Below are 13,725 nucleotides of genomic sequence, written 5' to 3'. Positions count from 1 at the left end.
TGCGAGGACACCCCGTTTTTCGAGTATGATTGTTTCTTTCGCATTTTAAGTATACACGTTGCGCAATGAGTTAACGTAGCGTATACTCCAATTAAGGGAGAGATGTATATGAGAAGAATGGGGAAAATTACGATATTCACAAGCATTGGATTATTGAGCCTTGCTTTGATTGCTATTCTTGCGATTAGCGCTTTTGTGATCAAGAGACCGGTGACCACCACCCCCGTAATCACGGAAGTGAAGCCTTACCAGTGGAATAAGGCCAAGCTGGACCGAAATGTCATTTCAAGTGATGGATCAGAGTATTTTATCTGGAATAAAAAGGGGGAGACTAATAACTGGATCATCTTCTTTTCCGGTGGAGGGGCCAGTTGGGATGCCCAAAGCGCCGCGCACCCCATCAAGCTAATGAACTTCATTAAAGGTGGAGATACGGGCAACTATTTCCCGAACATCCCCTTCTATATGCTGACATTGCTGAGAGGCATGATGGATACGGATAACCCTGACAATCCTTTTCATGGCTGGAATGTGGTCTACCTTCCCTATTCGACCGGTGATTTCCATATCGGCAACCGCACAGTTGAATATAAAAAAGAAGACGGCAGCACCTTTACTATGCGTTATAACGGCAGCAATAATGTGCGAAGCAGCCTTGATTGGATATATACCAACGTAGATAAACCCGACAAACTACTGATTGCCGGCGAAAGCGCTGGTGGATTCGGGTCCGCCTTCTGGGCTCCGGAGATTGCCTCTCATTACAAAGACTCCGAGCTCTTCCAATATTCAGACAGTTCCTTCCTGAAATCAGACAAGTGGCCAAATGTTGTGAATAAGGAATGGCAGGCAGACTTCGTTAAGAACTTTGGGTATACCCCCGAAGCGGATATCATCGGGGCAGCATTTAAAGCGAACGGTCATCTACTGCCTGAGAATGCGGTAATATTGCAATCCTACTCGGTATTTGACGAGATTCTGATCCACTTTCAGAACAACATCAACGATTACACGGGGCCTAGAGATCAACGCATTATTAATGAATGGTCACAGGAAATGCGCCAATCTGTATCTTCTTTGGCTGCCACTTTACCTAATTATTATTACTATCTGACCGACTTTGGGCTGAACGCTAAGACGGGTACAACTCCGCACACTTTTGCCACCAGAGAGACCTTCTTTCAGGCTGAGCAGGATGGCGTGAAGCTTCTAAAATGGCTCGGTGATGCGGTCAACCAGCAGAAACCCTATTCCGTGGGCAGCAAGTTCCTCACGACTTCGAAGCCAGCTCAGAAATAGCACAGAATTAGCGAAATACTCGCACAAGGCAGGAGAGAAAATTAATGAATTTGCGTGAAAAGCAGATGCAAATGACGAGGGAGATCATTAAGGATGCAGCGCTGAGCTTGTTCTGTGCTCAAGGTATTGAGCGCACAGATATGGCTCAGATTGCGGAACAAGCCGGTGTCTCCCGGCGTACTTTGTATCATCATTATAAGGACAAAGAAGAATTAGCTGCTCAAATTTATGTTGAGAACCTGGAGCGGATGTTTGGACAGCTGCTGTTTGATTTTGATTTTGAACAGCCGGTACAATCACTTGAGAACATTCTGGATAAATATTTGGCGCTGAGAGATCATCAGGAGTCACTGATTTACTATGATGCCATTTTTGGAGTTTACTACAGCACCCTTTCTAAGAATCCTGCGGAGCTGCCTGACTTTAAGAAGGCTATGGAAGGCTGGTATTCACGACTTATACTGCTTGAGACAACTGCAGTGGCTCCCGAGGAAAAAAATAAGTGGCTAGGTATTCTACAGAAATCCACCCACCTGTATTTCATGTATTTACAAAAAGCTGTTATTATTACGCATCAGCGAGGTGGTGTGGTTACGGAGGAAGACCGGGCAACGGACCGACAATTCAAGGATTTTATTATGCATGGCGTACGGCATTCCCGATGATTAAAAGAGTCTTTTCGTAATAGGTTTCATTTCGGTATAATATACCAATCGGTATTAGTGCGGCTCTAGTTAATGGAAGGAGCAATGGCTGAAATGGACATTGGCAAATATGAGAATCTAGTTCCAAATGTTTTTTTGTTCGTCGACCGCAGATCCTTCCCGGATTGGGAGATAACGAGGAGCAAAATTGATTTCCATGACCTTACCTTCATTGTGGAAGGGAAATCGAACTATTTTATTAATGGGGAGAAATTTACGGTTGAAGCTGGTGATATGCTCTATGCACCTTCCGGAAGTATTCGGGAAGCGCAGACCTTTAAGGAGGCACCCATGCGTTCTTTTGCGTTTAATTTCTTCTGGGAGGGGGAGGACAATCATGTGCGGCTCCCTTTTGAGACCGTAACCAAAAACTTGAGAACTAAAGAGATCCTAGCGGACATCAAAGACTTCTCGCATGTATGGATGGGCAAACAGCCTTTTTATAAAATGAAGGCCAGAGCCATTTTTCAACTGATCGTGTATCGTCTGTTAAGCATAACCCACCATCAAGAGACACCTCTGATAGATCTGAGAATCCAAAAAGTAATGACCTATATTATGGATCATTATTCGGAGGAAGTTACGATCAAGGAACTAGCTGATTTGGTTGCCTTAAATCCAGTATATCTTGGCAAGCTGTTCAAGCAAAACACCGGTTCCACCTATAAAGAATTCATAAATAAAGTACGGGTAAACAATGCCGAGATGATTCTGTCGGCAGGTGGCTTCAATGTGTCCGAAGTAGCAGAACACTGTGGTTATCAAGATGTCGCCTACTTCAGTAATGTTTTCAAAAATATCAAGGGTTATCCTCCGTCATCTGCCTTGAAATAACGGAGGATCCTGAACCATTCGGGGATTCAACCCTTTAATTAGCTCTAACTATGAATTAGTGCGTCCCCCTAGTATAGAAGCTCTCCTCTGGGCCCAAATAAGAATACGGCAGCTCCGCAGCGGACAACACAAGCTTTTGCAGGACCAGGCCCGCATCCAATCCGTAAAAGCGGAGGGTATGGATACCCTTCGTTAAAGCATGAATGGTGGTCACGGTATGGATATTATTCATAACTGCGCGGCACCACGGTTCATTATCATGATTGCCGCCCGCAAAATCCGTAGGTAGAGCATCCGTAATCACTGGCGTCTGTGCATCGAAGCCTATCGCATATTTTAATCCACTGGACTGTGACAGGTTGTTCGTTGGGGCAATGTACGCGGTTAAGCTGTAATCTGCCGCCTGCTGTACTAAAACCCGATATTCCAGATAAGGTGCACACTCCGGTTGTTCAAACGATACAGCATCCGGAAACATTTTAACCGAGGATAAAGAACGCCCATAGTTAGCAATGGTCTTCCATTCCACCCCTGATTGTGCAACACGGCTTGAGGTATGCTCCGCTTCAATTGCCACTCTATTATGCGCCTCGATAAAGGTCATCGCTGGCATATCCTGAATGTCAGTCCAGTCCACAGCTACATTCACCTTAACGGTGCCCCCGGCACCAGAGATCGTAATTTCACCCTTCGATGTCTCGCGAACCTTTTCCCAATCTACAGAAACCTGTAAGCTCTCCCCAGCTTTGATCCAACCCGATGTTTTCTCAAGCTTGACCCAAGCTACACTGCTTCTTGCCTGATATTCAAAGCCCGCTTCTCCACCGTTGCTGATAGTAATGCAATAGTTTTCTTTTTGCAGATTTGTAAATACCGGAAGCTTTGCCGTACCCGCAACATACGCTTGCTCCGTACCTTCAACATCAACAATCAATATTGAGCCTTTAGCGGGAATCGACGTGCCCACCTCTGGATATTTCCACCCTTCTGCATTCCAGTGAATATACCCGACATGAGGGGAACTCATCATTCCTTGCCATTTTCCTTCTGAAATTTCGTTATTATAAACCTGCTCCAGCTGTTTATCCCTTTCGATTGCTTCATGGGTCAGAGTAGCGTAAGTGTTTGCCAATACACTGCCTCGTCTAGCATATAGCTCGTTAAGCCCAGCATATATTTGCATTTTGAGCACATTGGCTGAGGCAGCAGCAGGGAAATATACAAGCTGGTAGTACGCATCTTTTAATGATTTAGGAATAAGAGCAAGGTATTGGTCAGCGGCATTCTCCATCCTAATCGCCTGTTCCACAACTCTCTGTGCCTCATTGTAATGGATTGGACTGAAGGTTGACGGATAAATAATCTCCGGCTTGCGGCGGCCGTTCATTCGGGTATAATCACTCAGCAATTGCGCAATGCCCAGGCATGTCTCTTGTTCCAGTGCATATCCGAACTGCTGCTCTACCCATCGTTTGGTATATTCCTCAGTCCGATTAATCGCTCCGGTACCCCAACCTTCAAAGTCATAGGCCAAATCCATAAAGTAGGAAATGGGCAATTCCATAGGCTTCAAATCCCCGACGTTCACAATCCATACATCACGGATGCCATAGTCGAATGCCATACACATTTGCTCCCATACCTTCTCCAGCGGAATCGTATTTAACCATTCATAGGAATGCGGACCACCATGATAGTCAAAATGATAATACATCCCCCACCCTGCACTCCGATCGCGTTCGTGTTCCGTTGGGATTTTGCGGAGATTGCCAAAGTTATCATCTGCCAGCAGGATCGTAACATCATTCAGGACTTCCCAGTCCTTCAAGCCTTCAACCTCAGCAGTGCCATACCAATACTTCTCCACTTCCTTGTATACGGCTAGAATTTGGGGCGAGTGCTCAAGATTATATTTCTTTAATAATTCTTTTTGCGTAAGGATAATGTCCTTCAGCAAGTCAATATTCTCCTGGTCGGAGCCCTCCAGCGCAGAATCACTTTCTCCCCGCATCCCTAATGTGATTAAATTGTCAAAATCCTGATTCCGTTTGATTCCATCTTCCCAGAAATCCGTAATAGCCTGTTTGTTTCGGGCAAAATCCCATAGGTTACTTGTTCCATATTGGTTGTATACCTTCTGCCATTCACTGCCTGCCCGAAATAAAGGTTCATGATGGGAGGTTCCCATTATAATGCCGTATTCCTGTGCATGCTGGGCGTTGGCGATTGGATTGCTTTTACCGTTAAGGCTGAATTCGGCACTCCACATCGCTGGCCATAAATAATTCCCCTTTAATCGAAGAATTAGTTCAAACACCTTGTCATAAAAATCTTCATTAAAATCACCAAATCTTTGAGTTACCCAAGAGCCCAAGGACGGCCAGTCGTCATTCAAAAAAATCCCCCTGTATTTAACCGAAGGTTCTTTGGAGATCATATGTAGCTGGTTATCGGACAGGATCAAAGTTGCTTTCTTCTCTGGTACAACATCTGCCCAATATTCCCACGGACTAACGCCAATTTTTTCAGAGATGGAATAGATCCCGTACATCGTCCCGCGTTTATCGCTCCCCACAATGACGAGCGCCTTGTCCACTCCTGCTGTCGGTTCTTCAACTACCTGAATTTTATAACATTCCCTTTTCCCTTGAATGGCGGACACGTCCACTGTTCCCTCCGCAATTAAACGATCAATAAGCTCATTACTGCCGATCGATCCAGCGATTATAACGGTTCCATCCAATTCCTGCAATTGTGTATATATCTCAGGTTCTACCTCCGTTACCTGTTTAACATCTGCTGCAAAAGACTGAGCCACGCGGCGCAAACCGGCATAATCTTTCCCTTTGGGATCCAAGTAAATCTTAGCAGCTTTGCCCTGCTTCACAAGGTTTAATTCCTGCGTAGGCATGATTATTCTCCCCTTAAGCATCCTATTTTCGTATGACTAGGCACATTATATAAGTAAGCAATTTCAACTTCCATGTGTAAACTAGCAAGTTTTTGTAATTATTAAACGAAACTTTGTTTATTGGTTGAACAATCTAGATATTTGGTGTTACTGTTAACAGGTATCTCCCTGTAGCACAATCATTTCATTTGCAAGCGCATCCATAATAAGTGAACCTTACAAAGCGAGGATGATCCATATGGAAAAGAATAACGATTTCATTGCAAGCGAACAGATTGAAGGTCCGAAGGCTCCAAAGGACCCGGCTGATCGTAGAAACGGCTTTTTTGTACTGTATGAAACAGCAATTGAAGCAACAGCAAGAGCTGAAGGCAAACCGTCTCAAGAAGTTTATCTGGAAGGTAGCTATCTGATCGACAAGACCAGATTTATAGGCGGCGTAACAGATGATGCAATTCTGGAGCTTCTGGGGAGCAGTGCAGGCTTTCGCAAATTAGTCCACAGTATCGGAGTATCCGTAAGAAGGACTAACGCGCAGGAAGATCCAGTCACTTTTTTATTGCAGCACTGGGGCAAAACTAGTAAATATGAAACCGGCAGTTATTTACGTGTACCTTGCCCAGCCGACGGTTCAGAGATTATTTTGAGATTAGCAGATTGTCCGGGTTCTGAAGAAGATGATGTGCTCGGAAAATTTGCTTTTGAATTTAATCACGCAGGCGAACTGGCGATTGCGAGTGTTATTTTTTATTTGCATGACGGTTATTCTGTTCCAGAGCTAATCCTTGAACCACCAGTTGCTTTTGAATCGAATGAGTACCAAAAGATTATTACACAATCCTTGCTGCACGCTGGCAATAATAAAAGATTAAAAACTGCCATAAATAAAGCTATAAAGGGCGAGGAAGTCACGATCGCTTATATTGGAGGTTCCATTACTCAAGGAGCCGGTGCTAAGCCGATACACACAGAATGTTATGCCTATCAATCGTATTTAAGATTTAAAAACTTATTCGGCACAAATGGTGGCGAGAACATCCATTTTGTGAAGGCTGGGGTCGGCGGAACACCCTCCGAGCTTGGCGTCATCCGTTATGAAAGAGATATTCTTAGAGACGGTTCCGTAACACCGGATATCGTGGTCGTGGAATTTGCCGTAAACGATGAAGGAGATGAAACGAAGGGCAATTGTTTTGAAAGCCTATGCTTAAAAATACTTTCCGCCGATCATCAGCCAGCCGTAATCCTTCTGTTCAGTGTGTTTATGAATGACTGGAACCTGCAGGATCGGCTCTCCCCCATTGGCCGACATTATAATCTTCCTATGGTTAGTGTAAAGGATGCCGTATCCGAGCAGTTCCGCCTGAGTAAAGCTGAAGGCAACATCATCTCTAAACGGCAATTTTTCTATGATATCTATCATCCGACAAATGAGGGGCACCGGGTAATGGCTGATTGTCTCGCTTATTTATTCACCGAAACCCATAAATCACTAATGAATGAAGATGAGATCTTATTGGATCAACGCCCGGTCATCGGGAATGATTTTGCCGGAACCCTCCTGCTGGATCGAACAAACTATATTGACGCAGGTAAGATCGAAGTAGGCGGATTTTCGGGGATCGATACCGATTTGCAGCGGGTAGAAATGGATACCGACTCTCACGGCACTCCGGAATTCCCTCATAATTGGATGCATTCAAGGGCATCAGGGGAACAAAGCTTCAAGCTGACAATAACGAGTAGAAATCTCATCCTCGTATATAAGGATTCCGGCAGCAGCGAATTCGGCAAGGCGGATATTTTCGTAGACGGCAGCCTTGCCGTTACTGCTGATCCTCACGTGAACAACTGGACACATTGCAATCCGGTAATTCTATATCAAAACGAAGCTAGCGGTGAGCATCAGATAGAAATCAGAATGGTGCCCGAAGATCAGGAGAAGTGTTTTACTATACTAGGCTTCGGTTATACCCTTTAATCAGTTGCACCAGTCACAAGACAGCTCCGATGTATTCTTCATCGGGGCTGTTTTTATTGTATCGCTTGGAATTTTGTCCATTTCCCACTGATATACCGTCAAATAAACAAAGCACCTTTGATCAACCAGTCACAATAAACCGCGATCCACGTTGCAAACATATCCATATGAAACCCATATGCTAGTGCATAACATAATGAAAAACCCGCTCAATAAGCGGGTTATCGCTGTCATATGGACAGAATTGCTCTCACTCTAGCTCAGTTCCTATCCCGTTTTCTCTCGCTTTATTCACATAGTACACCGCTGTAGCGATATCGAAGACGGCCATCCCCATTGGGCAGAAGAGAATCGGTTCATCTTCGCCGAATTCAGCCAGGCTGTGGCGCAAGACGACATCGGTAATCATCCGGGTGTCGGCACGGGTCAGTCCTTGTTCCAGGTGGAGCTGTTCGATGTCAGTATTCTCGCGGCACACTTCATCCCAATCGTCGACGATTATGGCTTTTACTAAAGCTAACGCCTCCGGCTTATAATCACGCAGTGAAACATTCAGCAGAAGACTCCCTTTTTCAGGAGGAAGATTGATATACCGATGTTCTGATACGGTACAAGTAATAAAGATATTCGAATGCTGGTAAACGTCTGTCCACGTCTCTGCCACTTCCATCCTATCTCTGTAAAGTGATGTGACCGCTGATAAATCAACACCCTTGATATCAAAAATTCGGATACGCTCGATACGATCTCCGTACAGAGCCGTAACCATTTGACAATGATACTGCCCTATTGGCCCCCAACCGATAATCCCGAGATGAATCTGTTCCACAGAATGCGCCTGCAAAAAGTAACGGATCATTACTCCGCTAAGGGAAGCAGTCCTTATAATACTGGGAAGCGGGGAGTTCAAGACGGCTGAAGGCTGACCTGTACTTGGGTCATTCAATACAATGATGCTATGCGCGCGGGGAAGATCAGCCTGAATATTATCTGGGAAACTAGAAATCCACTTTATCCCTGCGGTGTTCACCTCTCCCCCTACGTAAGCAGGCATTGCAATAATCCGGTTTTGTGGATTCTTATACCTTAGGTACGGCTTTACCGGCTGCACATAATCGCCTGAATCGATGATACCCACAGCAGTTTCTATCGACTCCACAAGAGCAGGCCAATCTACACCTACTGATTGTATATCTCGATCATTTAAGTACAGCATACCGTCGCCTCCTTGCGAAATAGATTCTTTGTTGTTACGACTCAGCGTTATCGCTAACTTCAGTCCAAATCTCCCGGCCGAACTGGCTCTGAATCCATGAGTCTGAGTATACAGTATCGAGGTAGCGCTCTCCCTTATCATGCAGAATGACAGCGCAGACAGCTCCCGGGGTCAAATCCGGCTCCATCTGCTTCACGGCGGCAATGATTCCACCGGAGGATGCGCCTGCCAGGATAGATTCTTCCTGTGCCAACATCCGGCAACCTTTTACGATATCGGAATCCGAGACATGTACGATACGATCGATTAGATCTGTTCTGCAAAAGGGTGGCACGATGCCGGCACCCAGTCCCGGGAAGCGTCGTGTACTCTTATTTCCACCAAAAATCGCGCTTCCCTCTGCATCCACAGCCACGATCTTAGTCCGAAGTCCGTGATCTCTTACGTATTCCGCAAGGCCCCGAATGGTGCCGCATGTACTAACACTGCAAAATAAATAATCCACTCGTTCAAGTTCAGTCACGATTTCTTTCATTGTCGTATGGTAATGGGCTAAATAATTATTTGCATTCGCATACTGATTCGGCCAGTAGCTGCCCGGTATTTCCGTCAATAACTGCTGTACACGGTTCAGCCTAGCAGGAAGAAACTCACCTGTTACAGGATCGGGATTGGCGACATAATCGATTTTGGCATCCAACGCCTTCAGAATTTGCAGATTCGTTTCTGTGGTTCTAGGATCAATAACGCTGATAAAACGCATTCCTAAATATTTGCAAATCATGGCCAAGCTGATTGCCATATTTCCAGAGCTCGATTCAATGATGATACTTCCCGGACCTATGGTTCCTTCCTTCCATGCCTCATGGATCATCCGCAGGGCGGGACGATCTTTGGCGCTCCCCCCCGGGTTCATCAGCTCGATTTTTGCATAGACGTCAAACTCACTTTTATAGAACAAGCTCTTCAGCTTGATTAAGGGTGTATTTCCGATAGTCGACAAAATACCGTCAGTGAAGTCCATCTCTATGCGATCTTTATCTTTCTGGTAATATAGCTTTTTGTTCTTAACCTTTCCGCTGTCCATCGGCTCGTCTTTGCCTACTATAATGACCTCAATATCATCCAACAGATGGTTTCGAATCATCATGCCGATTTCCGGAATGCATTCTCTAATTTCCTCTTTGATTTTCGGGACAATGGTGTTATCCGCAGATTTACTTTTGAGATAAACGGTCAGTGCATTTTGCCTTACTTTGACCCGGATAATCGCATCTTCTATATGACGGTAAACAACCTGCTCGATATCGTACAGGCTGATTTTCTCTCCGTGCTTCAGTTCCCGGCCTACTCGTTTCACGATAGAACTAAAGCTCTGCTTCTCCACACCATCTATCATCACAGATCTAAAGTCCCTTATAACGTCGTAAGTAACAAAACGAATAGCTGGCAGCATTTTGCGAACCGTTGAGGTTAGAACAAGAACACTTTCGTCATTACTTAGTGGACTTAGTTCTTCGCCTATCTCCTGTGCCCCGATCCCTTCCGCAAAAATTCCATCGGCAAAAATGTACCTGTCAAAATCATGGGAATAATAAGCGATCGTACCCATTTCAATGGAGCCATACGTATCTATAATGTCGCGTGGTTCAAGACCGAACAGTCCGGCTATATTCCGTTGCCACCCTAGTGAAGCGATTTCCCCAACTAGAATAATCTTGCGGATTCCGAAAGCGCGCGGATTCTCAGCAGCATGTACGATATGATCAAGAATGGAAGGCATTGTGTACAGTAGGTCAGGCTTGAAGGTTTCAAGCTGTTCAATATGCTTTTCAATCGGCAATTCAAAGGGAATTGAACGAGGTTCCAATCCTAATTCCTCAAAAATGGACAATGCAGTATTCGCTGCATGCCCAGTCCCCATATCCGCCAAAGCTCTAACGCATCCGCTTCCCGCAATAAGATCACCAAACAGCTTAGTTTTAATATTTATATAGTGCTTATCGTCTTCCTTAGAGTAAAGTATGGCTTTTCGACGGCCTGTGCTTGTGCCCGACGTCCTGTATACGATCCAAGAAGGATCAATGGGTTGATTATAATAATAGGTATCTAGCGTTGTTGATGTCATTAGCGGAAGCTTCTCTAAGCTATAATTCGTTCTTTCGCCGCCGATCAGCTCCTTATACCAAGGAAATACCTCGATTACTTCAAGCAGTTTATCCTTTAATTTCTCTTTGTCGAGCAGCATGATGGCCGCCTCCTGTTGACCGCAAGCTGCAGCCCATAGATGAATACCTACAATAATTATATGTAGATTTCTTTCAGTGTGTTCTACTGTTCGATGTTCGCCCAATCAAAATCGGAGGCATACTCGTAATATAGCCTATGGATCTATTGAGACGGAGGGACACAATGATGAAGCAGATAAGCCGTATATCCAATAAGCTGACGAAGACAAGGGTGCTGGTTAGAAACCAAGAGTTAAATAAACATGTCCCGCTTACGAAAAAAATGGATAAGAACACGCTCTATGAAATGCTACAAAAATATAAGATGGTGTACATTAAGCCTTGCTGCGGCTCTTTAGGACAGGGCGTAATACGGGTTGAACTCACACGCGCACAATTCAGCTATCAATCCGGTACCCACGTACACAAATTTTCTGATTACGACACGGCCTATCGGGCCATCTTACGAGAGGCTCAAGGAAAGGCCTATTTAGTACAAAAGGGGATCAGGCTGTTGGTTTACGATGGACGCCCTTTCGATATTCGGGTGATGGTGCAGCGAAATTCTAAGGGTGGGTGGGAAGCAACAGGGGTTGCAGGACGCGTTGCGCATCCTCGCAAAGTGGTTACAAACGGGAGTCAAGGAGGAACAATTTATCCGATTGAGGAATTATTAAAAGGCTACACAAGCGCAGAAAATTGTAAAATATTGATCCGATCCCTGAAGCAAATTGGAGTGAAGTCCGCAAGGCAGCTTAGCACTGTCTATCCCGCACTTCAGGAAATCGGTGTGGATATTGCCTTAGATCAACGTCTTAAGCCATGGATCTTGGAAGTGAATACGGCTCCCGATCCGTGCCCGTTTACTAAACTAAAAGATACCCGTATGATTGACCGAATTGTCAGATATGCCAAGGTATACGGTCGCACATACAATCTCAAGTGCATGAAATCAAAACAGGGTATGGTGTGAAGCGCAGAAGAATCCATAGACAGCGGCGAACTGTGAATTCACAATCTACAGCTCGCCTTTTGTACCGAGGATATAGTTTCGGGGTTCATAAGATGGACGAAAAAAGACGCGAAATGCCCTCTTTAAATTTGATTATTAAGGATCTTTCTTTATAGCGTTCAGGGGTAAGCTCTGTACTCAACTGGCTATCTTCATCAAACAATTTTTGAAGTTGTTTAGCAACTTGCTCATCATACACAATTGCATTCACTTCGAAATTGAGTCTAAAGCTCCGGGAATCAATATTCATTGTTCCTACGGACGCTACTTCATCATCAACTACAATCGTCTTAGCATGCAAAAAACCATTTTCATATAACAGAATCTTCGCTCCATATTTCAATAATTCCCCGGCATATGCCCAAGTGGCCCAATAAACAAAAGGATGATCAGGCTTATTAGGGATCATGATCCGGACATCAACACCTGATAGAAGTGCAATTTTACAAGCATCCATAAAACTGCTATCAGGAATAAAGTATGGCGTTTGAATATATACACTCCGTTTGGCATTCAAGATGAGCTTAATGTACATATTTTTAAGATGCTCCACTAGCGAGTTAGGACCACTAGACACAATTTGAACAGGACTTGATCCGACATGTGCTTCCGTATTAAAAGAAAATTGATCGAAGCTTACGCGCTCATTTTTCCGGGCATGTTTCCAATCCAGAATAAATCTTCCTTGAATCTGATTAACGGAATCTCCCTTCATTCTAAAATGTGTATCCCGCCAATACCCAAACTTTTTATCTATACCTAAGTATTCATTTCCCACATTAAATCCACCAATATAAGCAACTTCTCCATCGATAATACATAATTTTCTATGATTTCGATTATTCATACGGAAATTTATCGGTCTAAGCAGTGATGGAAAGAACACCTCTACTTCTCCACCAGCAGAGAGTAGTTCTTTAAAAAACTTAAGAGAAAGCCTTTTGGAGCCGATTTCGTCGTAAAGAACCCTCACTTTTACGCCTTCTTTGGCTTTTATGGTTAATTCATCTCTTAATTTTTTTCCCAAGGCGTCAGGCTGAATTATGTAATATTGAATATTAACTTCTTTCTTGGCATGTCTAATATCATCAAACAAAGCATCGAATTTTTGATTACCATCGTTGAAAATAGATATCTCGTTATCAGTTGTCATTAGCGCATTCGATGAAACAAGGTTCATATGGATCAAATCAGCATATTTCGTGAGCAAAGGGTTATGATCCTCGCGCTGATCGTTTAATGTAGCTAATTGATGATCTACAGCGGATTGTAGATATTTCCTTTCTTCAGAAGATAGACCAAAGAAATTTTTCTTTGCTAAGTTTCGACCAAGGAAGAGATAAATAATAAATCCCAAAATGGGAATGAAATAAAAAAGCATAAGCCATGCCCATGTATAACCAATATCTCTCCTCTCAAAAAATAAAAAACCTGCAGAGAGCAATATGTTTATTATTATAACAAGTGAAAGAGTCGTCGTTACCAAGCTGCTGCTATCCATAAGGAGTTCCTGCCTTTCTTATCTTATTATTGATGTCAG

At 44.1% G+C, this 13,725-nt stretch carries 9 protein-coding genes; 5 read left to right on the top strand and 4 right to left on the bottom strand.

The features are described from left to right. The first annotated feature begins 108 nt into the window (after nt 1-108). The 3 genes from NSU15_RS11190 to NSU15_RS11180 all read left to right on the top strand — a co-directional run bounded on the left by NSU15_RS11190 (nt 109) and on the right by NSU15_RS11180 (nt 2,837). Nucleotides 109-1,299 carry a pectin acetylesterase-family hydrolase gene (locus NSU15_RS11190; protein WP_339290383.1) on the top strand — a complete coding sequence of 397 codons (1,191 nt, stop codon included), beginning with the start codon at nt 109-111 and terminating at the stop codon, nt 1,297-1,299. Between the two features lie 44 nt (nt 1,300-1,343). Then, nucleotides 1,344-1,964, top strand: a complete 621-nt coding sequence (locus NSU15_RS11185; protein WP_052414560.1) for a TetR/AcrR family transcriptional regulator — start codon at nt 1,344-1,346, stop codon at nt 1,962-1,964. Nucleotides 1,965-2,057: 93 nt separating this feature from the next. Further along, nucleotides 2,058-2,837: an AraC family transcriptional regulator gene (locus tag NSU15_RS11180; RefSeq protein WP_042126465.1), complete on the top strand. Its 780-nt coding sequence runs from the start codon at nt 2,058-2,060 to the stop codon at nt 2,835-2,837. 55 nt (nt 2,838-2,892) lie between these two features. On the opposite strand, the gene NSU15_RS11175 is transcribed toward NSU15_RS11180, so the two are convergent. Further along, on the bottom strand, nt 2,893-5,748 hold the full coding sequence (locus tag NSU15_RS11175) for a glycosyl hydrolase 115 family protein (protein WP_339290380.1): 2,856 nt from the start codon (nt 5,746-5,748) through the stop codon (nt 2,893-2,895). 238 nt (nt 5,749-5,986) lie between these two features. On the opposite strand from NSU15_RS11175, the gene NSU15_RS11170 reads away from it, so the two are divergent. Beyond that, a complete protein-coding gene (locus NSU15_RS11170) occupies nt 5,987-7,729 on the top strand; it encodes an SGNH/GDSL hydrolase family protein (protein ID WP_339290378.1) in 1,743 nt (580 codons plus the stop codon). Nucleotides 7,730-7,979: 250 nt separating this feature from the next. On the opposite strand, the gene NSU15_RS11165 is transcribed toward NSU15_RS11170, so the two are convergent. Further along, complete coding sequence (locus NSU15_RS11165; RefSeq protein WP_042126459.1) at nt 7,980-8,945, bottom strand: ornithine cyclodeaminase; 966 nt, start codon at nt 8,943-8,945, stop codon at nt 7,980-7,982. A gap of 34 nt (nt 8,946-8,979) precedes the next feature. Then, entirely contained in the window at nt 8,980-11,298 is a 2,319-nt protein-coding gene (sbnA, locus tag NSU15_RS11160; protein WP_339290375.1) for a 2,3-diaminopropionate biosynthesis protein SbnA, read from the bottom strand. A 59-nt stretch (nt 11,299-11,357) separates the two neighbouring features. Between sbnA and NSU15_RS11155 the strand changes: the two genes are divergently transcribed. Further along, a complete protein-coding gene (locus NSU15_RS11155) occupies nt 11,358-12,146 on the top strand; it encodes a YheC/YheD family protein (RefSeq protein ID WP_339290373.1) in 789 nt (262 codons plus the stop codon). An 85-nt stretch (nt 12,147-12,231) separates the two neighbouring features. Here the strand turns inward: NSU15_RS11155 and cls are convergent, their stop codons facing one another. Next, a complete protein-coding gene (cls, locus tag NSU15_RS11150; protein WP_042126457.1) occupies nt 12,232-13,686 on the bottom strand; it encodes a cardiolipin synthase in 1,455 nt (484 codons plus the stop codon). Between the last annotated feature and the right edge of the window lie 39 nt (nt 13,687-13,725).

Source organism: Paenibacillus sp. FSL E2-0201 (genome assembly GCF_037963325.1).
In the GTDB taxonomy this organism is placed as follows: domain Bacteria; phylum Bacillota; class Bacilli; order Paenibacillales; family Paenibacillaceae; genus Paenibacillus_AQ.
This window is presented reverse-complemented; position numbering and strand designations above follow the sequence as displayed.

Bases quoted from the DNA above. Each gene is read 5' to 3' on its own strand.
- NSU15_RS11175 (WP_339290380.1), bottom strand. From the start codon at position 5,748: ATGCCTACGCAGGAATTAAACCTTGTGAAGCAGGGCAAAGCTGCTAAG.
- NSU15_RS11155 (WP_339290373.1), top strand. From the start codon at position 11,358: ATGATGAAGCAGATAAGCCGTATATCCAATAAGCTGACGAAGACAAGG.
- NSU15_RS11185 (WP_052414560.1), top strand. From the start codon at position 1,344: ATGAATTTGCGTGAAAAGCAGATGCAAATGACGAGGGAGATCATTAAG.
- NSU15_RS11180 (WP_042126465.1), top strand. From the start codon at position 2,058: ATGGACATTGGCAAATATGAGAATCTAGTTCCAAATGTTTTTTTGTTC.
- NSU15_RS11190 (WP_339290383.1), top strand. From the start codon at position 109: ATGAGAAGAATGGGGAAAATTACGATATTCACAAGCATTGGATTATTG.
- NSU15_RS11165 (WP_042126459.1), bottom strand. From the start codon at position 8,945: ATGCTGTACTTAAATGATCGAGATATACAATCAGTAGGTGTAGATTGG.
- NSU15_RS11170 (WP_339290378.1), top strand. From the start codon at position 5,987: ATGGAAAAGAATAACGATTTCATTGCAAGCGAACAGATTGAAGGTCCG.
- cls (WP_042126457.1), bottom strand. From the start codon at position 13,686: ATGGATAGCAGCAGCTTGGTAACGACGACTCTTTCACTTGTTATAATA.